General features: G+C 66.9%; 21 protein-coding genes. 6 read left to right on the top strand and 15 right to left on the bottom strand.

The window, feature by feature from the left end; translation table 11 throughout:
• Nucleotides 1-517: 517 nt before the first annotated feature.
• Together AC5P78_RS11155 and AC5P78_RS11150 are read right to left on the bottom strand one after the other, a co-directional pair.
• Complete coding sequence (locus tag AC5P78_RS11155) at nucleotides 518-2,290, bottom strand: EAL domain-containing protein (RefSeq protein ID WP_005409582.1); 1,773 nt, start codon at nucleotides 2,288-2,290, stop codon at nucleotides 518-520.
• A gap of 4 nt (nucleotides 2,291-2,294) precedes the next feature.
• Complete coding sequence (locus tag AC5P78_RS11150; RefSeq protein ID WP_062606983.1) at nucleotides 2,295-4,397, bottom strand: sensor histidine kinase; 2,103 nt, start codon at nucleotides 4,395-4,397, stop codon at nucleotides 2,295-2,297.
• Nucleotides 4,398-4,528: 131 nt separating this feature from the next.
• On the opposite strand from AC5P78_RS11150, the gene AC5P78_RS11145 reads away from it, so the two are divergent.
• Nucleotides 4,529-7,288, top strand: a complete 2,760-nt coding sequence (locus tag AC5P78_RS11145; RefSeq protein ID WP_099479177.1) for a bifunctional diguanylate cyclase/phosphodiesterase — start codon at nucleotides 4,529-4,531, stop codon at nucleotides 7,286-7,288.
• A gap of 142 nt (nucleotides 7,289-7,430) precedes the next feature.
• Here the strand turns inward: AC5P78_RS11145 and AC5P78_RS11140 are convergent, their stop codons facing one another.
• The 7 genes from AC5P78_RS11140 to AC5P78_RS11110 form a co-directional block, all read right to left on the bottom strand.
• On the bottom strand, nucleotides 7,431-7,937 hold the full coding sequence (locus AC5P78_RS11140) for a hypothetical protein (RefSeq protein ID WP_111118453.1): 507 nt from the start codon (nucleotides 7,935-7,937) through the stop codon (nucleotides 7,431-7,433).
• Between the two features lie 137 nt (nucleotides 7,938-8,074).
• Nucleotides 8,075-8,290 (bottom strand): hypothetical protein, encoded by a 216-nt coding sequence (locus AC5P78_RS11135; RefSeq protein WP_005409586.1) that lies wholly within the window; start codon nucleotides 8,288-8,290, stop codon nucleotides 8,075-8,077.
• Nucleotides 8,291-8,388: 98 nt separating this feature from the next.
• Nucleotides 8,389-9,579 carry a methyl-accepting chemotaxis protein gene (locus tag AC5P78_RS11130; RefSeq protein WP_005409587.1) on the bottom strand — a complete coding sequence of 397 codons (1,191 nt, stop codon included), beginning with the start codon at nucleotides 9,577-9,579 and terminating at the stop codon, nucleotides 8,389-8,391.
• 163 nt (nucleotides 9,580-9,742) lie between these two features.
• The gene (gene hflD, locus AC5P78_RS11125) at nucleotides 9,743-10,357 is read right to left on the bottom strand and encodes a high frequency lysogenization protein HflD (RefSeq protein WP_005413279.1); all 615 of its coding nucleotides are present in this window, start codon (nucleotides 10,355-10,357) and stop codon (nucleotides 9,743-9,745) included.
• Entirely contained in the window at nucleotides 10,354-11,496 is a 1,143-nt protein-coding gene (gene mnmA / locus AC5P78_RS11120) for a tRNA 2-thiouridine(34) synthase MnmA (RefSeq protein ID WP_099497870.1), read from the bottom strand. The genes hflD and mnmA overlap by 4 nt, the downstream gene beginning before the upstream one ends.
• A complete protein-coding gene (locus AC5P78_RS11115) occupies nucleotides 11,493-11,954 on the bottom strand; it encodes an NUDIX hydrolase (protein ID WP_049408908.1) in 462 nt (153 codons plus the stop codon). Before AC5P78_RS11115 ends, mnmA begins: the two co-directional genes overlap by 4 nt.
• A gap of 1 nt (nucleotide 11,955) precedes the next feature.
• Nucleotides 11,956-12,429: a hypothetical protein gene (locus AC5P78_RS11110; RefSeq protein WP_010485859.1), complete on the bottom strand. Its 474-nt coding sequence runs from the start codon at nucleotides 12,427-12,429 to the stop codon at nucleotides 11,956-11,958.
• A gap of 112 nt (nucleotides 12,430-12,541) precedes the next feature.
• On the opposite strand from AC5P78_RS11110, the gene clpS reads away from it, so the two are divergent.
• Nucleotides 12,542-12,868, top strand: coding sequence for an ATP-dependent Clp protease adapter ClpS (gene clpS / locus AC5P78_RS11105; RefSeq protein WP_010485856.1), 327 nt, complete (start codon nucleotides 12,542-12,544; stop codon nucleotides 12,866-12,868).
• A gap of 137 nt (nucleotides 12,869-13,005) precedes the next feature.
• On the opposite strand, the gene AC5P78_RS11100 is transcribed toward clpS, so the two are convergent.
• Nucleotides 13,006-13,818: an APH(6) family putative aminoglycoside O-phosphotransferase gene (locus AC5P78_RS11100; protein ID WP_060380214.1), complete on the bottom strand. Its 813-nt coding sequence runs from the start codon at nucleotides 13,816-13,818 to the stop codon at nucleotides 13,006-13,008.
• A gap of 138 nt (nucleotides 13,819-13,956) precedes the next feature.
• Between AC5P78_RS11100 and clpA the strand changes: the two genes are divergently transcribed.
• On the top strand, nucleotides 13,957-16,242 hold the full coding sequence (gene clpA / locus AC5P78_RS11095; protein ID WP_005409594.1) for an ATP-dependent Clp protease ATP-binding subunit ClpA: 2,286 nt from the start codon (nucleotides 13,957-13,959) through the stop codon (nucleotides 16,240-16,242).
• A 78-nt stretch (nucleotides 16,243-16,320) separates the two neighbouring features.
• On the opposite strand, the gene AC5P78_RS11090 is transcribed toward clpA, so the two are convergent.
• The 3 genes from AC5P78_RS11090 to aat form a co-directional block, all read right to left on the bottom strand.
• Nucleotides 16,321-16,704 carry a hypothetical protein gene (locus AC5P78_RS11090; protein WP_032966709.1) on the bottom strand — a complete coding sequence of 128 codons (384 nt, stop codon included), beginning with the start codon at nucleotides 16,702-16,704 and terminating at the stop codon, nucleotides 16,321-16,323.
• A gap of 200 nt (nucleotides 16,705-16,904) precedes the next feature.
• Nucleotides 16,905-17,123 (bottom strand): translation initiation factor IF-1, encoded by a 219-nt coding sequence (infA, locus tag AC5P78_RS11085; RefSeq protein ID WP_005409596.1) that lies wholly within the window; start codon nucleotides 17,121-17,123, stop codon nucleotides 16,905-16,907.
• Between the two features lie 86 nt (nucleotides 17,124-17,209).
• Nucleotides 17,210-17,950 (bottom strand): leucyl/phenylalanyl-tRNA--protein transferase, encoded by a 741-nt coding sequence (gene aat, locus AC5P78_RS11080; protein ID WP_088428762.1) that lies wholly within the window; start codon nucleotides 17,948-17,950, stop codon nucleotides 17,210-17,212.
• A gap of 72 nt (nucleotides 17,951-18,022) precedes the next feature.
• On the opposite strand from aat, the gene AC5P78_RS11075 reads away from it, so the two are divergent.
• A complete protein-coding gene (locus AC5P78_RS11075; protein WP_099484210.1) occupies nucleotides 18,023-19,291 on the top strand; it encodes a hypothetical protein in 1,269 nt (422 codons plus the stop codon).
• Nucleotides 19,292-19,414: 123 nt separating this feature from the next.
• Here AC5P78_RS11075 and AC5P78_RS11070 read toward each other — a convergent pair whose 3' ends face one another.
• Together AC5P78_RS11070 and trxB are read right to left on the bottom strand one after the other, a co-directional pair.
• Nucleotides 19,415-20,539 (bottom strand): GNAT family N-acetyltransferase, encoded by a 1,125-nt coding sequence (locus AC5P78_RS11070; RefSeq protein ID WP_138970229.1) that lies wholly within the window; start codon nucleotides 20,537-20,539, stop codon nucleotides 19,415-19,417.
• 102 nt (nucleotides 20,540-20,641) lie between these two features.
• Complete coding sequence (gene trxB, locus AC5P78_RS11065; protein WP_005409600.1) at nucleotides 20,642-21,613, bottom strand: thioredoxin-disulfide reductase; 972 nt, start codon at nucleotides 21,611-21,613, stop codon at nucleotides 20,642-20,644.
• 233 nt (nucleotides 21,614-21,846) lie between these two features.
• On the opposite strand from trxB, the gene AC5P78_RS11060 reads away from it, so the two are divergent.
• Complete coding sequence (locus tag AC5P78_RS11060) at nucleotides 21,847-24,207, top strand: DNA translocase FtsK (protein ID WP_005413288.1); 2,361 nt, start codon at nucleotides 21,847-21,849, stop codon at nucleotides 24,205-24,207.
• A 39-nt stretch (nucleotides 24,208-24,246) separates the two neighbouring features.
• Complete coding sequence (locus tag AC5P78_RS11055) at nucleotides 24,247-26,190, top strand: DUF3857 domain-containing protein (protein ID WP_099562509.1); 1,944 nt, start codon at nucleotides 24,247-24,249, stop codon at nucleotides 26,188-26,190.
• Nucleotides 26,191-26,225 lie beyond the last annotated feature (35 nt).

Raw genomic sequence — 26,225 nt, 5'->3', positions numbered from 1 at the left:
TCGCGCTTCGGGTAGTGCCGGCCGCTGGCCGGCAACCCCATTGAACCGGGCATCGAGAGCAGCCGGCCAGCGGCCGGCTCTACCAGGGCTTGTCCCCGACCTGGATTCGCGCTTCGGGTAGTGCCGGCCGCTGGCCGGCAACCTCTTTGAACCAGGCATCGAGAGCAGCCGGCCAGCGGCCGGCTCTACCAGGGCTTGTCCCCGGCCTGGATTCGCGCTTCGGGTAGTGCCGGCCGCTGGCCGGCAACCTCATTGAATCCAGCATCGAGAGCAGCCGGCCAGCGGCCGGCTCTACCAGGGCTTGTTCCCGACCTGGATTCGCGCTTCGGGTAGTGCCGGCCGCTGGCCGGCAACCCATTGAACCGGGCATCGAGAGCAGCCGGCCAGCGGCCGGCTCTGCCAGGGCTTGTCCCCGACCGGATTCGCGCTTCGGGTAGTGCCGGCCGCTGGCCGGCAACCCCTTTGAGCCAGGCATCGAGAGCAGCCGGCCAGCGGCCGGCTCTACCAGACGGGATCGTTACCGCAGCGGGCGATCCTCGCCGCCATCGCCGCTCTCCGCAGGCGCCGGACCGGCGTTGCTGCGACGCTGCTCCTCATAGGTGCGGAATGCCTGGTGGATGTGCTTGCGCAGCTCATCGTCGTTCCACGGTTTGGTCAGGAAGCGATAGATCGCGCCGCGGTTGATCGCGTCGGTCACCGTGTTCAGATCGGTGTAACCGGACAGCACCAGGCGGATCGTATCCGGGTACAGCATCTTCACCCGGCCCAGGAACTCGGTGCCGCTCATGTCGCTCATGCGCTGGTCGGACAGGATCACCTGCACGTCGTTGATCGCCAGCAGGTCGAATGCATCGCGCACGTTGCCGGCGGCCAGGATGCGGTAGCCATCGCGGCGGAACAGGCGCACCAGCGAGCGCAGCACGTTCTCCTCGTCGTCCAGCAGCAGCAGCGTGCGGTCCGGGCGGGTCTCGGCGAAGGCTTCCGGGCGCAGGTAGCGGCGGCGCAGGGTCATGCCGGCGGCATCGGCCGACATCGGTTCGCCGAACAGGTAGCCCTGGAACACGTCGCAGTCGTTGCGGCGCAGGAAGCCCAGCTGCGCCTGCGATTCCACGCCGTTGGCAATGACCGTCATGCCCAGCTGGTGGCCCATGGCGATGATCGCGCGTGCGATGGCCGCTTCGCGGTTGCCGGCTGGTGCACTCTTGATGAAACTGCGGTCGATCTTCAGCTTGTCCACCGGGTAACGCACCAGCGCACTGAGGCTGGAATCGCCGGTGCCGAAGTTGTCCAGGCTCAGGCTGATGCCTTCGTTGCGCAGGTTGGCCAGTGTCTCGTGCACGAAATTGACATTGTTGGTCAGCGCGCTTTCGTTGATCTCCAGCGTCAGCATCTGTGCCGGCACGCCCGCGGCCTGGATCAGGCCCATCACTTCAGCGAAGAAGTTCGGCCGCAGCAGCTGCAGGGTGGAGACGTTCACGGCAATGGTGAAGTCGTCGAAGCCCTGGTCGCGCCACAGGCGGGCCTGCTTGAGCGCGCCCTCCAGCACCCAGGTGCCGATCTGCACGATGATGCCCAGTCGCTCGGCGGTGCGCATGAAGCGCTCCGGCACCAGCATGCCCAGCGTGGGGGACTGCCAGCGCAGCAGCGCCTCCATGCCCACCACATGGCCGTCGCGGGCACTGACCAGCGGCTGGTAGCGAAGCTTCAGCTCACCGTTGGGGATCGCGTCGACGATCTGGCGCGCGATGATGCTCTCGCTGTGCGCGCTCGGCGGGGTATCCACTGCATGGATGCGCACCGCGTTTCCACCTTCGCGGGCTGCCTGGTACAGCGCATCCTCGGCGTGGTCGAGCAGTCGCGAGGCGTTACTGGCGTGTTCCGGGCACAGGCTCACCCCCAGCTTGCCGGTCATGAACAGCGTGTACGGCAGCACCGACAGGGGCAACTCCATCTGTTGCCGGATCTCCTCGGCGAAGTCCTCCGGCAGCGGCACGTCGGCGTTGCGCGGGACCGCGATCAGGAACTCGTCGCTGCCATGCCGCCACAGTTTGCCGCGACCGCGCAGGTAGGACTGCAGCCGCTGCGCCACCAGCACCAGCGCCTGGTCACCCACCTCGGCGCTCATGTTCTCGTTGACTGAAGCGAAGTGGTCGATGTCCACGTGCATCAGCATCAGCGCGGTGCCGCCGGAGGCCGCTTCGGCGACCATCGCCTGCAGCTCGGGGTTGCCGGCACCGAGGCGATCGGGTGCATCATCGATGCTGACCGGCGGCTGGTTGGGATTCCACATAGGCTCAGTATTCCGGTGACTCAACGGCGGCCATGCTGGCCGCCTGGTAGGGGAGGTGAACGTCGATCAGGGTGCCTTCGCCATGTGCGGACTCGATACGCACATGGCCGCCGACACTCTGCGCGCGCTCGCGCATCACGATCAGGCCCAGGCCGCGCGGGCCGTCCGGGTCGAAACCTTCGCCGTCGTCGCGGATCTGCAGGTGCAGGCTGCGCTTGCCGATGTCGCGCAGTTGCAGGTGTACCTGGCTCGCGCGCGCGTGCCGCAGCACGTTGGTCAGGCTCTCCTGTGCGATGCGGAAGCAGGCCTGTTCGATGCTGTTGTCGGGGCGATGCGGCAGGGGCTCGATCTCGGCCAGCAGCTCCACCTGCGAAGAACGGAACAGCACCCGTGCCTGCCAGCTGAGGGCCGCTTCCAGGCCCAGCGCGTCCAGCTGCGGAGGGCGCAGCAGGGTGGAGATGTCGCGCAGCTTGGCTACCGTGGTGTCGGCCAGGCTGACGATCTGTGCCAGGTCCTCGGCGCGGCGTTGCGGATCGTGCTCGTCCTGCGCGGCATGGGCGGACAATTTGATCGCCGTGATCGCCTGGCCGATGTCGTCGTGCAGATCGCGCGAGATCGCGCGGCGCTCGTCTTCCTGCAGGGAGAACAGGCGGCCGGCCATCGCCTGCAGTTCGCGGTTGCTGGTTTCCAGTGCACTGCGCGTCCGTTCGGAATCACTGAGGTCGCGCACGATCAGCAGCTTGCAGTCGCGGCCACCATAGCGAACCTCGCCCACCGCCAGGCCGGCATGGAAGCTGCGGCCGTCGGCGCGCTGCATGGCCACCACGCTGCTGTGGCCGGGGCCCAGGTGTGGCTGCCCTGCACGCAGCTGGCCGCGGACGCGGGCCAGATCACCGGCAGCGACCAGCGCCGACAGCGGCTCACCCAGCAGGGTATGGCTGCCATAGCCGAACAGGCTGGCCGCCCAGGCGTTGGTGTACAGCACGTGCTCGTCGGAGAGGATCACCACGCCATCGGGCAGCACCCGCACCAGTTCGCGGAACTGCTCCTCGCGCTCGCGTAGCAGGCGCCGCGATTGCTCCCGCTCGGTCACGTCCTGCAGGGTGCCCAGCACGCGGCTGCGGCCGGACTCATCGACACCACTGGCGGCACGCAGGTGCACCATCAGGGCGCGTCCGTCCATCGACAGCAGGGGCAGCAGTACGTCCACCTGCACCGGATCACCCGAGCAGAGGTCGGCCAGCAGCTGTTCGGTCTGGGTGGCGGTGGCAGGGTCGGCGGGAACCAGCAGCTCGTCGAAGCGGTGCCAGCGGCGGGCTTCCGGCGGCCGGCGGCCAAGCAGGCGGTAGACCTGGTTGGAATAGCGGCCCATGCCGGTGGACGGGTCCAGTTCCCAGGCGCCGATGCGCGCCAGTTCGTGGGCTTCTTCCACCCGCGCAAGCGCCTGGTCACGGCGCAGCTGGGCCAGGTCTTCGGCAGTGCGGTCGATGGCAATCAACAAGCGGGCGTTGTGGCCGTCATAGCTGATGGCGTTGGAGCGCAGTTCCATCTGCCGCAGCGAGCCGTCACGCAGCTGCAGCTGGGCACGCAGGATGCACAGTTCCTCCGGCGCCTCGCGGATCGCCTCCAGCTTGGTCTGCAGCGCCTGGTCCTGGCCTGGCGGCCACAACGCGTCGATGGTCTGCTCCAGCAGTTCGTCACGCTCCCAGCCGAAGGCGATACAGGCAGCCGGATTCGCATCGAGGATCGCCAGCGTGTCCAGGTCGTAGACCAGGATCGGGCCGGGGTTGCCCTCGAACATCTGCCGCAGGCGCAGCTCCGAGGCCTGCTGGCGCGCATGGGTGTGCAGCACATGCTCGGCCAGCGGCCGCAACAGCAGATACAGCAGGCCGGCACTGGCCAGTGCGAAGAACGAGCCCTTCACGCTCTGCCACATCGCCGCCTGCTGCGGATCCGGCACCAGCGCCTGCACGGCACTGTCGGAAGCGATCATCCAGGCCAATGCCATCACCAGGTAGCTCAGGACCACCCGTCGCCGGTCGCGGCTCAGCGCCTGCGCCATCCGCGGATCGGGTACAAGGGCGGTGCCGGTCGGTTCTGCAGGCATGGACGGGCTGGTTGAAAGGGGCGCCGGCCATCTTACCGCGCAGGTGCGCCCAGACCACTCAATTATCCGCCGCAGGCGCCGTTAACCACTGCGTGCCCCGCTGACGGGCGTGTCATCCGGAGCAAGATCGCGTGGACCAAGGGATCATCGCCAGCCTGCTGCAGCACCCGCTTGCGTCGGCGCTGGTCATCGTCGACCGCACGGGTCGCCCGCTGGCGGCCAATCCGGCTGCGCGCGAGCATGGCCTGCCGGCCACCGTGGCTGCGTATGCGCCGATGCTGGAAGATCTGCGCCTGATGGCTGCCGATGGCGGCATCGTGGCCTGCACGCTGCCGGGTGGCCCGCACGGGCACTACGATGGCCACCTGCGCGCCGTGCACGATGGCGCCGGCAACCTGCTGGCCTTCACGTTGAGCATTCCCGAACCGGTGCCGCTCGGCGGCGGTGGGCGCTGGGAGCTGGCGCTGGACAGTGCCGGCCACAGCCTGTGGGACTGGGACATTCCCAGTGACCGTGTGGTGCGCACCCCGGCAGTGGGCGATGAAACCGCCACCGAGATGCTGGCCCGCGTGCACGGCGAGGACATCGCCCAGGTGCGGGCCGCACTGGAAGAGCATCTGCGTGGCTTGAGCGAGCAGTACAGCGCGCAGTTCCGTTTCCGCCAGGCCGATGGCCAGTGGCGCTGGGTACTGGACCGGGGCCGCGTGGTCGCGCGCACCGCCGATGGCCAGCCGCTGCGCATGGTCGGTACCCATACCGATATCGAACAGCAGAAGCAGCTGGAAGGGCTGCTGCAGGAACAGCAGCTGCACCTGAGTGAGGCCCAGCGCATCGCCAGCATGGGCAGCTGGTCGTTCGACCCCAACAGTGGTCATTTCTGGTGGTCGCCGGAGCTGCGTTCGATGCTTGCGCTGGAGCAGGGCGCCGTGCCCGGCCAGCGGCGCTGGCTGAAGCAGCTGCACCCACGTTCACGTGGCGCATTGCGTGCGGCGTGGCGGCGGTTGTGGCGCGATGGCCGTGCCGCCAATCTCGAACTGGAACTGACCCGGGGCAACGAGCCGTCGCAGCATCTGCGGCTGTGGATGCAGCCGTTGCTGGACATGGACGGACAGCCCAAGCGACTGCTTGGACAGGTGCAGAACATCACCGAGCAGCACCAGACCGACGCGTTGATCCGCTGGCGCACCGAGTTGCTCAACCGCGTCTCCGCGCTGGGCCGCATCGGCGGCTGCGAGATCGAGGTGAAGACCCGGCACATGCAGTGGACCGAGGAATGCTATCGCATTCACGGCCTGCGCAAGGAACCGATCACCCTCGACCAGGCGCTGGCGTTGTACACCGAGGACTCACGCAACGCCTTCGAAGCGGCGTTGGCGCGCATCGCCAACGGCGGGCTGCCCGAGCAGCTGGACCTGTGCTTCTACCGCCAGTCCGGCCTGCGCGTCTGGGTGCAGGTGCTGATCGAGCTGGACCGCCGTGACGGCCTGCCGCCGCGCTTCGTGGTGCTGTTCCGTGACATCACCCGCGAGCGCGAGGCCAACGAGCGCATCGAACTGCTGGCCCACTACGATCTGCTGACCGGCCTGCCCAATCGCGTGCTGCTCGGCGAGCAGACGGCAGAGGCCATCGAGGAAGCACGTGACCGTGGCACATCGCTGGCGATGCTGTTCATCGACCTGGATGGCTTCAAGACCATCAACGACAGCTTCGGCCACGCCACCGGTGATGCACTGCTGAAGGCCGCCGCGACGCGCCTGCACCAGAACCTGCGCAACAACGATCTGTTTGGCCGCTTCAGTGGTGATGAATTCATCGTGGTACTGCGCGACCTGGCCGAGCCGGAAGACGCCGGCCACGTCGCGCGCAAGCTGATCGCTTCGCTGGCCGAACCGCTGCGGCGTGGCGAGACCACGTTGAAGGTCGGCGCCAGCGTCGGCATCGCGATGCTGGGCGATGCACAGACCGATTTCGATTCATTGCTGCGTGCCGCCGATGCCGCGATGTACGCGGCCAAGGAAGCGGGGCGCAACACCTACCAGTACTACAGCCAGGACGCATTGGCCCGCATCCAGCGCAAGCTGGAGCTGGAGCACGCCCTGCACGGCGCCATCGAACGCGAAGAGTTCAGCCTGGCCTACCAGCCGCTGCTGCACGCCCACCACGGCGAGCCGCCGGCGATCGAGGCACTGTTGCGCTGGCACCGCCCCGGGATCGGCTACTGCAGCCCGGCCGAGTTCATCCCCATTGCCGAAAAATGCGGCGAGATCGTGCGGATCGGCGACTGGGTGCTGAATGAGGCCTGCCGCCAGGCAACCGCCTGGGACCGTGCCGGACTGCGTTTCGACCGCATTGCGGTGAATGTTTCTGCGGTACAGCTGCGAGACCGCGGCTTTGCCGAGCGCGTGATCGAAATCTGCCACGCCCATGGCTGGCCACCGCAGCGGCTGGAGCTGGAACTGACCGAGTCGGCGTTGATCCGTGACACCGACATCCTGCGCCATTGCTTCGACGTGCTGGAACGGCACGGCGTGCCGCTGGCGGTGGATGACTTCGGTACCGGCTTCTCCAATCTCAACTACCTCAACCGCTTCCCGGTGGGGCGCCTGAAGATCGACCGCAGTTTCGTGCAGGGCATGCTGCACGATTCGGGTACGGCCGAAGTGACCCAGGCCATCGTGCACCTGGGGCATGCGCTGGGCATGAAGGTGGTGGCCGAGGGCGTGGAAACGCACCAGGAAGAGGACATGCTGCGCCGCCAGGGCTGCGACGAGATCCAGGGCTACCTGTACTCGCGCCCGCTCAGCCCGCGTGACCTGGCGCAGTGGCTGCGCCAGCCACAGCCGGTTTCGCTGCGCACCGATGCCAGTGGGGAAGTGATGCTGATGCGGTGATCAGCTGCACTGGTTGGAACTGACCCTGGCTGTTGTGCCTATCCACGCATGGCGTGGATCTACCGCAACCCGCTTTGGTGGGTGCCGACCGTTGGTCGGCACGGATGCCTGTGCCTGTCGATCATCCACGCATGGGGTGGATCTACCTTGGGAACTCCGCCTTCAACTGCATGCGCAGCGCTTCGACGATGGCCGCATAGCGCCGCTTCTGGACCAGATAGCTGGCCAGGAACAGCGGAAGCACCAGCAGCATCGGCGCCACCATCGGGCGCATCGCCACCAGCGGCAACAGCAACAGCGACAGGATGGCCACGAACCAGCTGCACAGTCCGATCACCCGCACCTCGTGCCGTCGCGCGTTGAGTACGATGCGACCGCGCATCACCGGGAAGTAGCGCAGGCCGAAGCTCGGCGCGAAGCTCTCGCGGAACGCCATGCTGCCATCGGGCAGCGCATGGAAGGCCAGTTGCAGCCACTTGTCCTGCGGCAGGTCACGTTCCAGGCTGCCCAGCGAGAGCCGGGCCTGCATGGCCGGTGACGCCGCGATGCGTTCGTTGAACAGGGTGATGCCCCAACTGAAATAACCGGCCACCCAGGCCATCAGAAGGACGGTCTCGATCAGCAGGAGTGCGATCAGGGTGATGGCCATCGGTCTTCCATGAACGGGATCGGTGGATCATGCCACAACGATTTCGCCACCCCGGTAGATCCACGCCATGCGTGGATGTTGCGGCGAGGGCCAGGCGTCACACCGGCGGATGAAAGCCGTCCACCCATGGCGTGGATCTACTTCAGCGCTTCCCCGTCCAACCCCAGGTCCCAGGCCAGTCCCAGCAGTGCCTCGTCCGCCCGCGACGGGGCGGGGCGCGCGTCCGCCAGCTGCTGCAGTTCGCGGATCTCTTCGCGGGCGACCTCTTCCAGCTGCTGCAGCTGCTCACGCACGCTCGCGTTGCGCGGGCGCTCGGTATCGGTGAGGGAGGGCAGGGCGCGGATCAGGGTCATGGTGCGGGTACAGGATGCATCCAACGGCGGGTCACAGGCAAAGGCCCCGGACGAACCGGGGCCTTGCGGGCTGCCGACGAGGGCAGCGGACATCAGGGTCAGAACAGCTCGACGGTGCCGGCGCCCATGCTCTGCTGGGCAACCGGCTTGTGCGGCGGGCGTTCCCACTCGCTGCGCAGTTCGCGCAGGCGGCTGCCGGTGCGCTGCAGGGCGGTGGCGATCTCTTCGTCGAATACGCCGCCATTGCGGTGCAGCAGTTCCTGCAGGGCCACCGCTTCGCGGTTGATCGCGGTCAGGCGGTCCAGGTGGGTGTGCACGCCGCCCAGCGCCTGGGTGGCGATGTCTTCGAACTGCAGGGCGCGCACGGCTTCGGCTACGCTGCCATCGATCGAACGGGCGCACTCGGACACTTCGCGCATGCCGTCACCCAGCGAGGCGTTGATCTGCGCGACGTTGTCGAGCATCGCCGCCGCTTCCTGGCGCGCTTCGCGGGAGCGGTCCATGTCACGCGAGGCCATGTGCGAGACCGTCTCGCGCACCTTGGCGATGGCGTCCTTGGAGCTGTGTGCCAGCTTGCGGATCTGCTCGTTGAACGTGGTCGAGCGCTCGGACAGGTTGCGCACTTCGTCGGCGACCACCGCGAAGCCACGACCGGCTTCACCGGCACGTGCCGCTTCAATGGCAGCGTTCAGGGCCAGCAGGTTGGTCTGGTCGGCGATCGACTTGACGTCTTCCAGCAGCGCGAAGATGCCATCCAGGTGCTGCGCCATCTGGTCGATGTGCTGCACGGTGGTGCTGCTCTGGCCGCTCACCTGTTCCAGCGCTTCGACCAGCTGTTCCATACGGTGGCTGGCGTGCTGGGCGAAACGGGCAACGTCGAGGCCGGCATTGCCTTCGTCACCGGCGCGGTCGACGATGCGCGACAGGGCCTGGCTCTGCTGGCGCGACTTGCGGTTCATCGCATCGAAGCTGCCACCGAGGCTGGAGACGGCCTGGCGGATCAGGTCACGGGCGCGTTCCACTTCGCCGCGCGAACCTTCGATCTCGTTGCCGACGAAATTGCGCAGTTCGGTCAGCAGCTGGTCCTGCTCACGCAGGACACGGGCGTGTTCCGGGGAACGGTGTGCCTGGGCGCGGGTGGTCCACCACGCAAAGCCGAGCCAGCTCAGCGTCATCGTGGTCAGGATCGCCCAGCGCAGGGCGGCCGGCCATTCGAAACCGATGGCGAAGGGGAGCAGCAGGGTCAGAGCCAGGGGGGCGGCCAGACGGATGAAAATGCGTGAGTACATGGACGTTCTCGGGAGGTGCACGGAGGATGTATCGGCCGTACCCCCTTTCTCTTTAACGTCGATGTGCCTCGAAGTGCATTCTGAATGCGCCGGTTTTCCGGCGCCTTGGCGGCTTCGGGGTCCGAGCCCTTTCCGTGCCGGAAAGGGATCCGACCCCACACCCTCAGGCCAGCTGCCGGTCCACGGCCTCGATCATCGCCTTGCGGCTGAACAGGAAGTCCCAGTAGCTGCCGCCCAGCTGCCGCCACAGCACCGCAGCGCGCACCGCGGCCAGCAGCAGGGCGCGGATCTCGGCCACCACGCCAGCCTGGCCCAGGTAGTGCGGGTTGCCCTGCACCATTACCCGCGGCTTGAGGTGGCTGATGGTGTCGGCGTAAAGGCCTCCCAGGTTGGCCAGCACGTCCGGGTGGCCGCTGTCGCCCAGTTCGGTGGCCTGGCGCTGGGCGCGCTCGATGCCCGAGGCGACCTTGTTCACGGTGGCGCCATCCTGAACGAAGCGGCGCTCCAGCTGCAGCACCGACAGGGCCAGCTTGGGCAGGATCGGGTCCTGGCCCTGGCTGCGGAAGTAGTTGTGCAGCAGGCGCAGGCCGGACTTCAGTGCATGGCGGTCACCGAACACCTCCTGCGGCGAGGACGCATCGACACGGAACACGCTGTCCACGGCGGTGCGCACGGCGGCGGCGTCGGAATGGCCGGTATCGGCGATGCGGCGTACCTGCTGCAGGGCCTGGGCAATGCCGGCCAGGGCCAGGACGCGGTCGTCGACAGTGAAACTCATGCAGCGATTACCTCAAAAGGGGAAGGGGTGGTGCGCAGGCGCTGTTCCAGCGGCGCATCGGTGGCGGCGATCACCGCGCCACCCAGGCACACGTCACCGTCATACAGCACCAGCGATTGACCGGGGGTAACGGCGCGCTGCGGGCGCGCGAAGGTGACCAGCACGCTGCCATCGTCCAGCACCTGGACCGTACACGGCTCATCGGGCTGGCGGTAGCGGGTCTGGGCGGTGCATTCGAAGCGCCGTGCCGGCGGCGAACCGGCGATCCAGTGCGCGGTTTCCGAACGCAGCCGCTCGGACAGCATCCACTTGCTGTCGCGGTCCTGGTCCACGTACAGCACGTTGCTGGCCACATCCTTGCCGACCACGTACCACGGCGCGGCCGGGCGTCCACGCACGCCGCCGATGTTCAGGCCCTCGCGTTGGCCCAGGGTGAAATAGAACACGCCCGGATGTTCGGCGATCACGCTGCCGTCGGCCGGGTCGAGGATCTGGCCGGGCCTGGCCGGCAGGTAGCGGCCGAGGAACTCGCGGAAGTCACGCTCGCCGATGAAGCAGATGCCGGTGGAGTCCTTCTTGGCGTGGGTCGGCAGGCTGACGTCACGCGCGATCCGGCGCAGGTCGGTCTTTTCCAGGTCGCCGATCGGGAACAGGGTGGCCGCCAGCTGCTCCTGGCCCAGCTGGTGCAGGAAGTAGCTCTGGTCCTTGGAACGGTCGGCGCCGCGCAGCAGCAGCCACTGGCGGCCGCGCTGGGTCACCCGTGCATAGTGGCCGGTGGCGATGCGCTCGGCGCCCAGCTCGCGGGCGGCATCCAGGAAGTGCTTGAACTTCACTTCGCGGTTGCACAGCACGTCCGGATTCGGGGTGCGCCCGGCGGCGTACTCGGCCAGGAAGTGCTCGAACACACCCTGCCAGTACTCGCTGGAGAAATCGCGGAAGTGGAACGGGATGCCGAGCAGGCCGCAGACAGCCACCGCATCGCGGCGGTCGTCCTCGGCGCGGCAGTCACCGCTGCCGTCGTCGGCCCAGTTCTGCATGAAAAGACCGGCTACGGCCTCGCCCTGCTGTACCAGGCGCCAGGCGGCGACCGAGGAGTCGACGCCACCGGAGACGCCCACCATCACGCGCGGAGTGCTCATGCGACCTCCCGGACCAGGGAAAGTGGATGGCGCTGGCCACCCAGGTAATCAGCCACCACCTGCCAGACCAGCGGGCTGCGCTGGCGCTCGCCGGCGGCCTGCAGTTCGGCCGGGGTCAGCCAGAGTGCGCGGTCGATGCCGGTGTCCAGTGGCTGCGCCGGGTCGTGCGAGACCGGGCGCGCTGCGTAGCAGAAGCGCAGAAAGGCGGTGCCGTCGCCGGCCGTCCACTGGTAGCAGCCGATGAAATGGGTCAGCTGCACCGTCCAGCCGGTTTCCTCGCGGGTCTCGCGCAGGGCTGCCTCGGCCAGGCTTTCGCCCGGCTCGAGGTGGCCGGCCGGCTGGTTCAGCACCTGGCGGCGGTCGATGGTCTCTTCAACCAGCAACACGCGGCCGCCGTCGACCACCACGGTGGCGACGGTGGCGTGCGGTGCCCAGCGCGGGTCCGGCGTAGCGTTCAACTCAGAACTCGTCCTTCTTGGTCAGTTCCAGCTCCATGGCGTCGGCGGTGCGGATGGCCGCATCGATGGCGTCGCTGAGCTGGTCGGCCGTGGCATCGGCGTCGATCTTGACCACGAACATGGCGGTGGTGTCCTGCTTCACCCAGCCGCCCATCTTGGCGTCCTGCGAATCTTCCAGCAGGCGGTTGGCCACGGCCACCGGGAACTGCTTGGTCTTGGCGTTGTAGGCCGGCGACCAGATCTCGCGGATGTTGTGGGTGCCGAAATCTTCCACCGACGAGCGCACGTAGACCATCTGGGTGCGGTCACCTTCGACGTCGAACACCATGCGGTAGTCGCCGTCCTCGTCGACCTCGTAGGTGTAGCCCAGCTTGTCCAGGTGGCGGGCCACGGCCTTGTCGGCCTGGGTCTCGGCGGCGGCGGAGCCGGCGGCGGCCAGGGCGATCAGCAGGGCGGAGAGAAGGGTCCTTTTCATGAAGATCCTGTGAAACAGTGTTGAGAGAGGATGCAATTGTGACGGCGGCCGTGCGTGCCGTCCAATCTGCGGCGGGCCGACGCAGGCCCGCTCGAGCCTCTATAATGAGCAGATGCCCCGCGAGTCTTCCCCCGATTCCCATCACGAGCACGGCGTTGCCGTGGAACCCGCGCGCCCGGAAGTGGCGCCGCCGCCGTTCTACCAGGTGATGCTGCTCAATGACGACTACACCCCGATGGATTTCGTGGTGGACGTACTGCAGCAGTTCTTCAGCATGGACCTGGACAAGGCCACACAGGTGATGCTGCACGTCCATACCCGCGGCCGCGGCGTGTGCGGGGTGTTCACCCGCGAAGTGGCCGAGACCAAGGTTGCCCAGGTCAACGAGTATTCGCGGATGAACCAGCACCCGCTGCTGTGCACGATGGAAAAGGCCTGACCAGCTGCCGATTCTCGTCCGGGCACATCAATCCCGGATGGGTGTGCCCACCAAGGTGGGCACCTACCAAGGCAGAAGCCCGTATCGACCGTGGATGGGGCGTGCCCGCCAAGGTGCGCACCTGCCAAGCGCGGGTCTCACCTCTCCGCCAGCGCCTCCAGGGCCATCCGGGCGACTGTCTCGTCGATATCGGCCGGGTCGCCGTCATCCCTGAACCACACTGCCGACAGCGCAGTGCTGGCCGCGATCCAGCGCAGCAGGCGTGTGCGTTCCAGTTCGGCCAGCGCACAGACCTGCTCAAGGCGGATCGCAAACCGCTCGGGCCGCGTCGCAACGTGGATGCCCGGACCACAGAGGTCCGGGTTGCTGAACATCGTCGTGTAATCGAACGCACGGTCCCCCAGCAGTCGCTTCGGGTCGATCGCCAACCAGCCGCGCGGGCCGAAATCCAGCACATTGTCATGATGCAGGTCGCCGTGCAGCGGGCGGATCTCCTGTTCGTCATGCAGCAGCCCCTCCGCCAGTGATCTGCACTGTTCCAGCAGTGGCGGCAGCACAGCCCTTGGCTGCAGCAGGTCGGCGAACCATGTACGCAGGCAGACCAGTTCCGCTGGCGGCGCGCTCCGTGGCCGGTGCAGCCGCTGCAGGACCTGGCACAGGATCGCGGTGCAGGCGTCATCGTCGCCCTCGATCGAGCGTTGCCGCAGCGAGTCACCGCGGGCACGCTCGATCAGGATCGCAGGCCCCTCGTGGGCCAGCAGGCGGGCGGCGCCATCGCCGTTCCACCAGCGTAGCAGGCGATGACTGTTCTGCTCCTCGGTCTCGCTGCTGATCTTCAGCATCGCTGGCTCGCCCGCAGCGGTCAGCACCGGCCAGAGCCGGGCGTGAGGCGTACGGAGGGCCGGGCCATCACGCCGCAATCGCCAGCGGCTCAGGTAGGGTTCGCTCATGCTGTGTGGGCTGTCCTGGAGTGAATGAAGATCAAGCGATCTGTACTGCTAACGCCATCTGAACGCAGCAATCCGCTAGGGTGATGGAAATCGCGTAGTCAGGCCGCATATTGTCCCCATCTGCCGCCGGAGTAATCCATGTTCAGCAAAGACCTCGAACACACCATCGGCCAGTGCTACAAGCGCGCCCGTGAGGCCCGGCATGAGTTCATGACGGTCGAACACCTGCTGCTGGCACTGCTCGACAACCCGTCAGCCCAGGCCGTACTGAAGGCCTGTGGTGCCGATGCCGACCGCCTGCGCCAGGAGCTGGAGCAGGCCATCGAGGCCTCCGTGTCCCGCCTGGCGGAAGACGATGGCCGCGACACCCAGCCGACCCTGGGCTTCCAGCGTGTGCTGCAGCGGGCCGTGTACCACGTGCAGTCCTCGGGCAAGAAGGAGGTCACCGGCGCCAATGTGCTGGTCGCCATCTTCGGCGAAAAGGACTCCCACGCCGTCTATTACCTCAACCAGCAGGATGTGACCCGGCTGGATGTGGTCAATTACCTGTCCCATGGCATCGCCAAGCTGGGCGATGAAGGCGAGCAGTCGTCTTCGTCCCCGGAGGGCGAGAGCCGCATGGAAGGCGGGGAGGGCGAGCCCAAGGGGGATGCCCTGACCGAATTCGCCAGCAACCTCAACGACCAGGCGCGGGCAGGTCGCATCGACCCGCTGGTCGGCCGTGCCGACGAGATCGAGCGCACCATCCAGGTCCTGTGCCGCCGCCGCAAGAACAACCCGCTGTACGTCGGTGAGGCGGGCGTAGGCAAGACGGCCATCGCCGAGGGCCTGGCCCGCCGCATCATCGAAGGCTCGGTGCCCGACGTGCTGGCCGACGCGGTGATCTACTCGCTCGACCTGGGCGCACTGGTGGCTGGTACCAAGTACCGTGGCGACTTCGAGAAGCGCCTGAAGAGCGTGCTGACGGCACTGAAGAAGGTGCCCAACGCGGTGCTGTTCATCGACGAGATCCACACCATCATCGGTGCCGGTTCGGCGTCGGGCGGCACCATGGATGCGTCCAACCTGATCAAGCCGGCGCTGGCGTCGGGCGAGCTGCGCTGCATCGGCTCGACCACGTTCCAGGAATACCGCGGCATCTTCGAGAAGGACCGGGCGCTGGCGCGCCGCTTCCAGAAGATCGACATCGTCGAGCCGACGGTGGGCGAGACCTACGAGATCCTGCAGGGCCTGAAGTCCAAGTACGAGCTGCATCACGGTGTGACCTACTCCGACGAGGCCCTGCAGGCCGCAGTGGACCTGTCGGTGAAGCACATCGGCGACCGCCTGCTGCCGGACAAGGCCATCGACGTGATCGACGAGGCCGGTGCCCGCCAGCGCCTGTTGCCCGAGGAGCAGCGCAAGGAGCTGATCGACGTCGAGGAGGTCGAAGCGATCGTGGCCAAGATGGCGCGGATCCCGGCCAAGCAGGTCAGTGCCACCGACAAGGATGTGCTGCAGCACCTGGAGCGCAACTTGAAGATGGTGATCTTCGGCCAGGACCCGGCCATCGAGACGCTGTCCTCGGCGATCAAGCTGGCCCGTTCGGGCCTGGGCAACCCGGAAAAGCCGATCGGCAATTTCCTGTTCGCCGGCCCGACCGGTGTCGGCAAGACCGAAGTGACCAAGCAGCTGGCGTTGCAGCTGGGCATCGAGCTGGTCCGCTTCGACATGTCCGAGTACATGGAGCCGCATTCGATCAGCCGCCTGATCGGCGCGCCTCCGGGCTACGTCGGTTTCGACCAGGGCGGCCTGCTGACCGAGAAGATCGTCAAGACGCCGCATTGCGTGCTGCTGCTGGATGAGATCGAGAAGGCGCATCCGGACATCTTCAACATCCTGTTGCAGGTGATGGACCGCGGTGTGCTGACCGATACCAACGGTCGCGAAGCGAACTTCAAGAACGTGGTGCTGGTGATGACCACCAATGCCGGCGCCGCGCAGGCCTCGCGGCGGTCGATCGGCTTCACCAAGCAGGACCATGCCACCGACGCGATGGAGACCATCCGCCGCAGCTTCACCCCGGAATTCCGCAACCGTCTTGACGCGGTGGTGCAGTTCCAGGCGCTGGGCTTCGAGCACATCCTGCGCGTGGTCGACAAGTTCCTGATCGAGCTGGAGATGCTGCTGCAGGACAAGCACGTCAGCCTGTCGGCCACCCCGACCGCGCGCGACTGGCTGGCCCACCATGGTTTCGACCCGCTGATGGGTGCCCGTCCGATGGCCCGCGTGATCCAGGACAAGATCAAGCGTCCGCTGGCCGACGAACTGCTGTTCGGCAAGCTGGTCAACGGCGGCAAGGTCAGCATCGACGTGCGCGACGACGAGCTGGTGGTCGAGACCCAGGCCGAGCCGGAGCGGCTGCTGCCGGTCACGGTGGAATGAGCTGACGCCGCAGGCTTGGCGTGAAAGACTGGAAATGACAAGGGCGGCTTCGGCCGCCCTTGTCGCATGCACTGCAACTCAACGCCCCTGCTGCGCCAGCCGCCTGAAGGTCGCCGCATCGATCGGTTCGATCCGGGTCACGGTGCAGTGGTTGCTGTCGGTTTTCAGTGTGCTGCGGGCATCGCCGCAGATCCGTTCAGGGGTACTGGGCGTGAAGAAGACATAGCTGGCCGAGGCGGCAGCGCCCAGGCAGCGCTTCTGCAGGTGCACCCGATAGTGGTTGTCACCGTCGCGCAGCAGCACCTCGCGTTCCGTGCTGGAGGGGCGGATATCGCGATTGGCGCCGAGGGCAATGCACTCGGACGCGTTGGAGGGCTTGCTGGGTTCAGCGGCGAATGCCGCCAGGGGGAGGCTGACCAGCAGAACTGCCGGCAGCAGGACGTGCGGGAGCAGGGCGTTCATGATCGGGAGGGGGTGGCGATCCGGACTGGATCGGATCCCACGATGCCGCGGCGGCTGCAGGCGCGAATCTGCCGCAAGCGGGGCTGACCGACGCCACGGTGAGCTCGGTCACGGTGACCTCCGGCAGGGCCGGATTCCGGGCATGACAAAAGGCCAGCAACCAGGGCTGGCCTTGTCGAGTGGCGCCAGGCGCCGACCGCTTACTTCATGCGGTAGGTGATACGACCCTTGGTCAGGTCATACGGGGTCATTTCAACCTTGACCCGGTCACCGGTGAGGATGCGGATGTAGTTCTTGCGCATGCGGCCGGAGATATGGGCGATGATTTCGTGCCCATTTTCCAGGCGAACGCGGAAAGTGGTGTTCGGCAGCGTCTCGCTGACGGTGCCCTCGAACTCGATGGAATCGTCTTTCGACATGTAGTCCTGTGCGGTTCAGAAAACGGCCACGCTGGGCCTAAGGCGCGGTATTTTACGCGTGACGGCGCCAGCTTGCAAAGTTTGTGTTAACCCCCGGCCAAACGCCGTGCTGGCAGGCGTCCAACCGCTTGGGTCCACGGGCCTTCCCGGCCGTCACCGCGCACGGCCCGGCGCACGTGCTGCAGGAATTCCGCGCGCGGCAGGTGCTCGGCGCCCATCCGCAGCAGGTGCGGATTCTCCACCTGGGCATCGATCAGTTCCCAGCCCCAACCATGCAGGGTGGATGCCAGGGCGGCCAGGGCGATCTTGGAGCCGCCGCTGGCACCACTGAACATGCTTTCGCCGAAGAACATCGACCCGATTGCCACCCCGTAGATGCCACCGACGAGGGTCTGCTGGTCCCAGACTTCAAACGAATGGGCGAAGCCCAGGTCGTGCAGCTGGCCGTAGGCCTCGACCATCGCCGGGCTGATCCAGGTGCCGTCCTGGCCGGGCCGCGGTGCTGCCGCACAGGCGCGCATCACGCGGCTGAAGGCGGTGTCGGCGGTGACCTCCCACGTACTGCTGCGCAGCTGGCGGCGGAACCGGCTGGACAGATGCACGCCCTCGGTGCGGAACACCATGCGCGGGTCCGGCGACCACCACAGGATCGGCTCGCCCTCGCTGAACCACGGAAAGATGCCGCCAGCGTAGGCATTGAGCAGGCGCACCGGGTGCAGGTCACCGCCGACGGCGAGCAGGCCATCGGGCTGGCGCAGCGCGGTCTCGGCTGGAGGAAAGGGGGCGTCGGGCGCATCAGCCAGGCGCCAGGGCAGCTGGCGGGTCATGCCCTCATTGTATTCGCCGTGGTGACCGCTGATGTCTGGCAACATCAGTGTCCAACGGCAAGGAGCCCACGCATGAGTGACGCGATCACCGCCATCCTCGATGTGCACGACAACCCGCGCACGTGCAACGACAGCCAGAGCATGCTGCTGGCGTTGGCGACTGAGCAGCCGGGTCAGCTCGGTGCGCTGATGCGGCTGGCCCTTGCCCGGCGTTCACCCAGCTCGGCCTTTCTCGACATGACGCTGGATCTGCTGCCCGACGAAGCGGTTGCGCCGGTCTGTGCCGAGGCCTGGCGTCGCTATCGTGATGGAGAGCGCGGTGAGCTGCTGGCCAGCGTGATCGAATTCGCCAGCTACCAGGCGCCGCAGGTGCTGCAGGACGACTGGGAGGCCTTGCTGGCGATTGTCAGTGAGAATGAGCTGCAGCTGGCTTCGCAGGTGTGGCGGGGCCTGCCGTCTGCCACTGCCGGGCAGTGGGCGCAGATTCTGGCCGAAGCCGATGACGATCGCGAAATGGCGCGGGCCAGGGCGCTGCTGCTCGCGGCGCAGCCCGAGAGCTATGCCGTTGCCCGCGGCTACCTCGCTGACTGGGGCGCGCTGGATGCTGAGGTCTGGGCGCATTGGGCCGGCGTGGCTGATGGGCCGCTGCCGCGCCGCCTGCATGGGGAGCGGCCGCTGCACATCCGCTTTGGCCGCGAGCAGCATCGCGCGCAGCAGGCGGACGAACCGAGCTGGCGCAAGCGTATCTGGCGCCTGCACCCGACCTGGAATGGTGGGCAGGTGCACCATGCGGGGCAGATGGGAGGACCGCTGGAAGCGTTGTGTGGCAGCTGCCATGCACCGCTGCAGCGCCTGATGCGAACCGACGCTGCCGCGCTGCAGCCGGGCGCGGCGGGTGAGATCACGCTGGGCCTGTGCCTGGACTGCTGCGGCTGGGAAGACCCGCCCGTGCGCTTCTATCGCCACGATGCCGTCGGCCTGCCCAGCTGCCACCCCAGCCAGCGTCTGGAGGTGCCGGCCACGCCGACCGACAGCGGTGACCTGGTGCGTGCCGAGATCGGCCTGGTCGCCATGGATACCAGGCGGTGGCAGCAGCAGGACTGGGGCCAGTCCAACCATCGGCAGAACCTGTCGCGCGTGGGCGGCGCGCCCAGCTGGGTGCAGAGTGCCTGGTACCCGGCATGCATCGATTGCGGCGAGGAGATGCCCTTCGTGATGCAGCTGGATTCGACACTGCCGACCACCAGTGGAGGCGCGCTGCTCTGGGGTAGTGGCGGCATGCTCTACACGTTCTGGTGTGCGAAGTGCCGGGTGAGCGGGCACTTCTGGCAGTGCACCTGAGCACAGCGCCCTCGCCATTGTCCTGATAGGTGCCAACGTTGGTTGGCGCGCCCCACTGCCCTGGTAGGTGCCAACCTTGGTTGGCACGCTTCTCGGCGCCGCGCCAGTCGAGCCAGCTCGGCACTACGGCTCTACGCGGAACGGCCCATGCCCCTGCAGCTCCTGCTGGTAGCGCCGCACATCGCGCCGTTCCCGCCGGCACCAATCCTGCAGTGCTTCTGCGAAATCCGCATCGGCCACCCAGTGCCGGCTGCGCACCAGCGTCGGCAGGAAGCCCCGCGCCAGCTTGTGCTCGCCCTGTGCACCCGGTTCGAATCGGGTCAGCCCTTCGCGCAGGCAGTACTCGATACCCTGGTAGTAGCAGGCCTCGAAGTGCAGGCCGGGCAGGGTGGCGCCGCCCCAGTAGCGGCCGTACAGGGTGTCGCCACCGCGAAGGCACAGCGCGCCGGCAATCGGCTCGCCGTCCTGTTCGGCCAGGAACAGCACCAGCCCGCGGCCCAATGAAATGGCCAGATGGCGCAGGAAGGCCTCGGTGAGCGCCGGGGCGTTGCCGTACTCGAGGAACGTCTGCAGGTAGAAGCGATACATCGCCTGCAGGTCGGCACGGCTGGCTTCATCGCCGTGCACCACGCGGAAGGTGATGCCCTGGCGGGTGACCTTGGCCCGTTCCTGGCGGATGTTCTTGCGATGCTTGTGGTTCATCGCACCGAGGAACTGGTCGAATGTCGCCCAGTCACCCGGGTTCTGCCACTGGAACTGCACGTCTTCGCGCAGCAGCCAGTCATCGCCGAACAGCGCCTCGTCCACTGCGGTGTGGAAGTTGATATGGGCCGAGGACACGTCCAGTGCCGGCAGCGCCTCGCGCAATGCCGACAGCAAGGTGGCGCGATCTGAATCGTGACGGGCCAGCAACCGCGGGCCGGTGACCGGTGAGTACGGCACCGCGCCCAGCCACTTCGGATAGTAGTCGCGGCCATGACGGGCATACGCGTTGGCCCACGCATGGTCGAACACGAACTCGCCGTGCGAATTGGTCTTCAGGTAGCCCGGAATGGCGCCGACCAAGCTGTCGCCTTCCCAGAGCGTGAAGTGCCGGGGCTGCCAGCCCCAGTCCTCGCGCAGGCAGCCGTGCTGTTCAAGGCCTGAGAGAAAGGCGTGGCTGACGAAGGGGTTCTGCCCGTCGTGCAGGGCATCCCAGTCGATGGCGGGGATGGACTGCAGGGAGTCGAGGAAGCGGGGGGAAGGCATGAGGGAAGGATAGGGCAGATGAAACAGAAAGGCCGACGCACTGGCGTCGGCCTTTCATCCGGAGTCGGGCGTGGCTCGGCCCTACAGGAGCGGGTCAGCCTCTCAGCTGGCCTTGCCCTGCGCGTCCAGGTAGCGCTCGGCATCCAGCGCGGCCATGCAGCCGAAGCCGGCCGAGGTGATCGCCTGGCGGTAGTGCTGGTCGGCCACGTCGCCGGCGGCGAACACGCCTTCCACCGAGGTCTGGGTGGCATTGCCGCCCAGGCCCGAGCGGATTTCCAGGTAGCCGTTGTTCATCGCCAGCTGGCCATCGAACAGGGTGGTGTTCGGGTGGTGGCCGATGGCCACGAAGAAGCCGTGGGCGTCGATGTCGCGGGTGCTGCCGTCCAGCGTGGACTTCACGCGCACACCGGTCACGCCGGCGTCGTTGCCCAGCACTTCCTCCACCTGGTGGTGCCAGACGGTCTCGATCTTGCCTTCGGCCACCTTCTTGAACAGCTTGTCCTGCATGATCTTTTCCGCCTTCAGGGTGTCGCGGCGGTGGACCAGGTAGACCTTGCGGGCGATGTTGGACAGGTACAGGGCCTCTTCCACGGCGGTGTTGCCGCCGCCGACCACGACCACGTCCTGGTCGCGGTAGAAGAAGCCGTCACAGGTGGCGCAGGCGGACACACCGCGGCCCTTGAACTCGTCTTCGGTCGGGATGCCCAGGTACTTGGCGGTGGCGCCGGTGGCGATGATCAGCGCATCGCAGGTGTACTCGTGGCTGTCGCCGATCAGCTTGAATGGGCGCTGCGACAGGTCGGCGGTGTGGATGTGGTCGAAAATGACCTCGGTCTCGAAGCGTTCGGCATGGGCCTGCATGCGCGCCATCAGGTCCGGGCCCATCAGGCCGTGGGCGTCACCCGGCCAGTTGTCCACCTCGGTGGTGGTCATCAGCTGGCCGCCCTGCTGCAGGCCGGTGATGACGACCGGCTTCAGGTTGGCGCGGGCGGCGTAGACGGCGGCGGTCCAACCGGCCGGGCCGGAACCGAGGATGACGAGGCGCTGGTGGCGGGAGGGCAGGCTGGTGCTCATGTAAACTCGCGAAAAGGTAGATGGGACAAGGCGCTGGCGATGTTTGCGCAGCATCCTTGGCTGGTCATAGAGTGGCGGCTGGGGCAGGGCGATTCAAGCCGATGAACGGAACGCCGTCATCCAGCAGTGGTTTCGGCCCCCGGATTGGCCTGCCGGACGTCGCATAACTGAAAACTGACGCCGTCTCATTTATTATCAATCACTAACAGCGCATTCCAAAGGTATGGTCTAAGGTGGCGAAGCAGGTCCCCGAACGCTCCAAGTCCGACGACAGCAAGGCGTCACGTCGCACGGCCGCGGCGGCGACGACCGACAATCCACGCCGCCAGCGTCTCTGGCGCGATCTGGGCCTGATCGCCATCGCGCCGGCCCTGCTGTACCTGGCGGCCAGTCTTTTCACGTATTCAGCGACTGATCCGGGCTGGTCGCATACCGGCAGTGTGGTCGCGCCAGTGCACAACCTGGGTGGCCGCGCCGGGGCCTGGATCGCCGACGTGCTGCTGCAGCTGTTCGGCTACATCGCCTTCCTGCTGCCGGTGGTGCTCGGCGCGCTGGCGTGGATCGCCATGTTCGGGCTCAAGCGCGAGAGCAAGGGCGAGAACGACCTGGACCCGGCGCTGCGCCTGGTCGGCCTGGTCGGTTTCCTCATCGCCGGCACCGGCTTCCTGCACGTGCGCCTGTTCAGTGGCGACGTCTCCAGCGCCGGCGGCATCCTCGGCAAGCTGGTGGGCAATTCGCTCACGGTGGGCTTCGGCGCGCTGGGCGCCAACCTGTTCGTGCTGGTGCTGCTGCTGGCCTCGATCACGCTGGCCACCGGGCTGTCCTGGTTCACGGTGATGGAGAAGATCGGCCGTGGCGTAATGTCGCTGGCGCCGTTGCTGGAACGCAAGAAGGAAGAAGTCACCGAGTGGAAGCAGACCCGGGTGATGCGCGAGGAGCGCCAGGAAGTGCGCAAGGCCGACGCCGAGGTGCGCGCCAAGCGCGAGCCGGTGAAGATCGAGCCGCGTCCGGAGCCGGTGATCGAGAAGAGCGATCGGGCCAAGCGCGACACCCAGATTCCGATGTTCCGCGGCGTCAACGGTGATGGCTCGGACCTGCCGCCGCTGGCGCTGCTGGATGATCCCAAGCCGCAGCCCAAGGGCTACGACGAAGAGACGCTGGAGACCCTGTCGCGGCAGATCGAGTTCAAGCTGAAGGACTTCCGCATCGATGCGCAGGTGGTCGGCGCCAATCCCGGCCCGGTCATCACCCGCTTCGAGATCGAGCCGGCACCGGGCATCAAGGTCAGCCAGATCAGTTCGCTGGACAAGGACATCGCGCGCGGCTTGTCGGTGAAGTCGGTGCGCGTGGTCGACGTCATTCCGGGCAAGTCGGTGATCGGCCTGGAAATCCCCAACGTCACCCGCGAGATGATCTTCCTGTCCGAGCTGCTGCGCTCGAAGGAATATGACAAGTCGGCCAGTGTGCTGACCCTGGCGCTGGGCAAGGACATCGCCGGTCGCCCGACCGTGGCCGACCTGGCACGCATGCCCCATCTACTGGTGGCCGGTACCACCGGTTCGGGCAAGTCGGTGGCGGTCAACGCGATGGTGCTGAGCCTCTTGTTCAAGGCCTCGCCGAAAGACCTGCGGATGCTGATGATCGACCCGAAGATGCTCGAACTGAGCGTCTACCAGGGCATCCCGCACCTGCTGGCACCTGTGGTCACCGACATGAAGGAGGCCGCGAACGGCCTGCGCTGGTGCGTGGCCGAGATGGAGCGCCGGTACAAGCTGATGAGCGCAGTGGGCGTGCGCAATCTGGCCGGCTTCAACAAGAAGGTGAAGGAAGCCCAGGACGCAGGACAGCCGCTGATGGACCCGCTGTTCAAGCCGAACCCGGAACTGGGCGAGGCGCCGCGCCCGCTGGAAACGCTGCCGTTCATCGTCATCTTCATCGACGAATTCGCCGACATGATGATGATCGTCGGCAAGAAGGTGGAAGAGCTGATCGCGCGCCTGGCGCAGAAGGCGCGTGCGGCCGGCATCCACCTGATCCTGGCCACGCAGCGCCCGTCGGTGGACGTGATCACCGGCCTGATCAAGGCCAACATCCCGACCCGTATCGCCTTCCAGGTCAGCTCCAAGATCGACTCGCGCACCATCCTCGACCAGTCCGGCGCGGAAACACTGCTGGGCCACGGCGACATGCTGTACCTGCCGCCGGGCACCGCGCTGCCCGAGCGCGTGCATGGTGCGTTCGTGTCCGACGATGAAGTGCATCGCGTGGTCGAGCACCTCAAGGCGATGGGCCCTGCCGACTATGTCGACGGCGTGCTGGACGAAGTGCAGACGATGGGCGACGGCGTGGTCGTCGGCGCCACCGGCCTGCCCGAGAACAGTTCGTCCGGCGACGAGTCCGACCCGTTGTATGACGAAGCGCTGCGGGTGGTCACCGAGACCCGCCGTGCATCGATTTCCGGCGTGCAGCGCCGGCTGAAGATCGGCTACAACCGTGCAGCGCGACTGATCGAGGCCATGGAAGCGGCCGGCGTGGTCAGCCCGCCCGAGCACAACGGCGACCGCACGGTGCTGGCACCGCCGCCGCCGAAGTAGGACCCGACGTATCCCCCACGACGTCCAAGGAACCGACGCATGCTTCACCCCGTACCAAGCGCGCTGGCACTGGCGCTGGCAGCCTTCCTGGCTGCCGGCCCGGCACTGGCAGACACCGCCACCTCCGCGCCCGCCACGGCGCCGCCTTCCACCAGCGGCGATACCGAAGCCAGCAATAACTTCAGCATTGTCCGTTACCGCGCCGACTACCAGGTGCGGCCGGATGCCGGCAATGTGCAGACCGAAACCTACGAAGTGCTGCTCAAGACCAAGGCCTCGGTCGAGCAGTTCAGCCAGGTGCGGCTGAGCTACAGCGAGAAGATGGAAACCCTGGAGGTGCTTGGCGCCTACACCATCACCGCCGACGGCCAGCGCCGTGACGTGCCGGCCGACCGCATCTACACCCAGGAAAGCTACTCCAGCGCCTCGGCGGCGATGTATGCCGACCGCAAGGTGCGGGTGATCGTGTTTCCGAACCTGGCCCCGGGCACCCGCCTGTACTACCAGGTGCGCCGCACCCAGGCCACGCCGCACTTCCCGGGCTATTTCGGCCTGTGGGAGACCTTCAATGTGTTCACCGAGTACGAGGACGCCGAAGTCACCCTGAGTGCGCCGGCCAACCTGCCGATGTTCATCGACAGCCGCGGCGTGCAGGGCAGCGATCGGCCGACGGTGAAGAATGGCCAGGCGCAGTGGCGCTGGCGCTACCAGCGTCGCGAGGCGATGTCGGCGCAGAACTGGTCGGCGGCGGGCTGGGAGTTCGGTCCGAACATCATGGCCAGTACCTATCGTGACTGGTCGCAGATGGGTCGCGCCTACCAGCTCAAGGCGGGCCCGGCGGCTGAGGTGACCCCGGCGCTGCAGGCGTTGGCTGATGAGATCACCGCGGGTATCAGCGACCGCCGCGAGCAGGCTGATGCGCTGTATCGCTGGGTTGCGCAGAACATCCGCTACGTGGCGGTGTACCTGGGCAATGGCGGGCTGGAGCCGAACAGCGCGCAGAGCATCCTCGACAACCACTATGGTGACTGCAAGGACCATGTGACGATCCTGGAGGCGCTGCTGGCAGCCAAGGGCATCGCCAGCTCGCCGGTGCTGATCGGCGCCGGCGGCGGCCCGACGCTGCCGAAGATTCCGGTGCTGGGCCGCTTCAACCACGCCATCACCTACATTCCCGAGTTTGATCTGTACCTGGATTCGACCACCGCGTGGGCGCGCTTCGGTCAGCTGCCGGAAGGTGATCTGGGTGCGCCGGTGATGCGTACCCGCGACGCCACGCTGGCACGCACCCCGGCCAACACGCCGGAGCGTAACGCCACCTCGATGGAAGTACGTTTCACCTTCGACGCCAACGGCAACCTGCGTGGAGAGACCATTCCGAAGCTGGGCGAGAACGCCGAGATCGGCATGCGCGCCCAGTTCTCCCAGCTCAACGCGCAGAACCGTGCGCGCGCTGAAGAGCAGATCATGGCCGCCTCCGGTTTCGATGGGCGAGGGCAGCTGCAGATCCAGGGCGTGCCGGTCGATCTGACCCGGCCGTTTGGCTATCGCATGGCGTTCCAGGCCGAGGACTACGCCGACTTCAGCGTGGCCGGCGGCATGGCCGTGCCGGACCCGCCGGGTGGCGAGTCGGTGCGTGGCTTGTACGCCACCGCCTCGGCGCCGGCCAACGAGACACCGTTCTACTGCAATGCCAGCCTGCGCGAGGAAACCTATCGCCTGCAGTTCCCGGCCAATGCGCCGATCATCGCCATCCCGGCCAGCCAGCGTTTCGCCAATGCCGCCGGCGAGTACCGGGTGGACTGGAGTCGCGAGGGTCAGGAGGTGATCGTGCACCACCGCTTGCAGCAGAATGCAGTGCGTGGGCCAGAGGCGTTGTGCCAGCCGCAGGACTATCCGGCGTTCCGCGCGCTGTATCGCGAAGTGCGGCGTGGCTTCCGCGGCCAGGTGCTGTACGGCAAGCTGCCGGGATCCGGTGGCTGAATCGCCGATGGACGTTCAGGGCGGCATAATGTCGC

The sequence above is a fragment of the Stenotrophomonas sp. YJH_SMC_133 genome, from assembly GCF_059370655.1.
The sequence above is the reverse complement of the archived record's forward strand: the minus strand, read 5'-3'. Positions and strand labels throughout refer to the sequence as shown.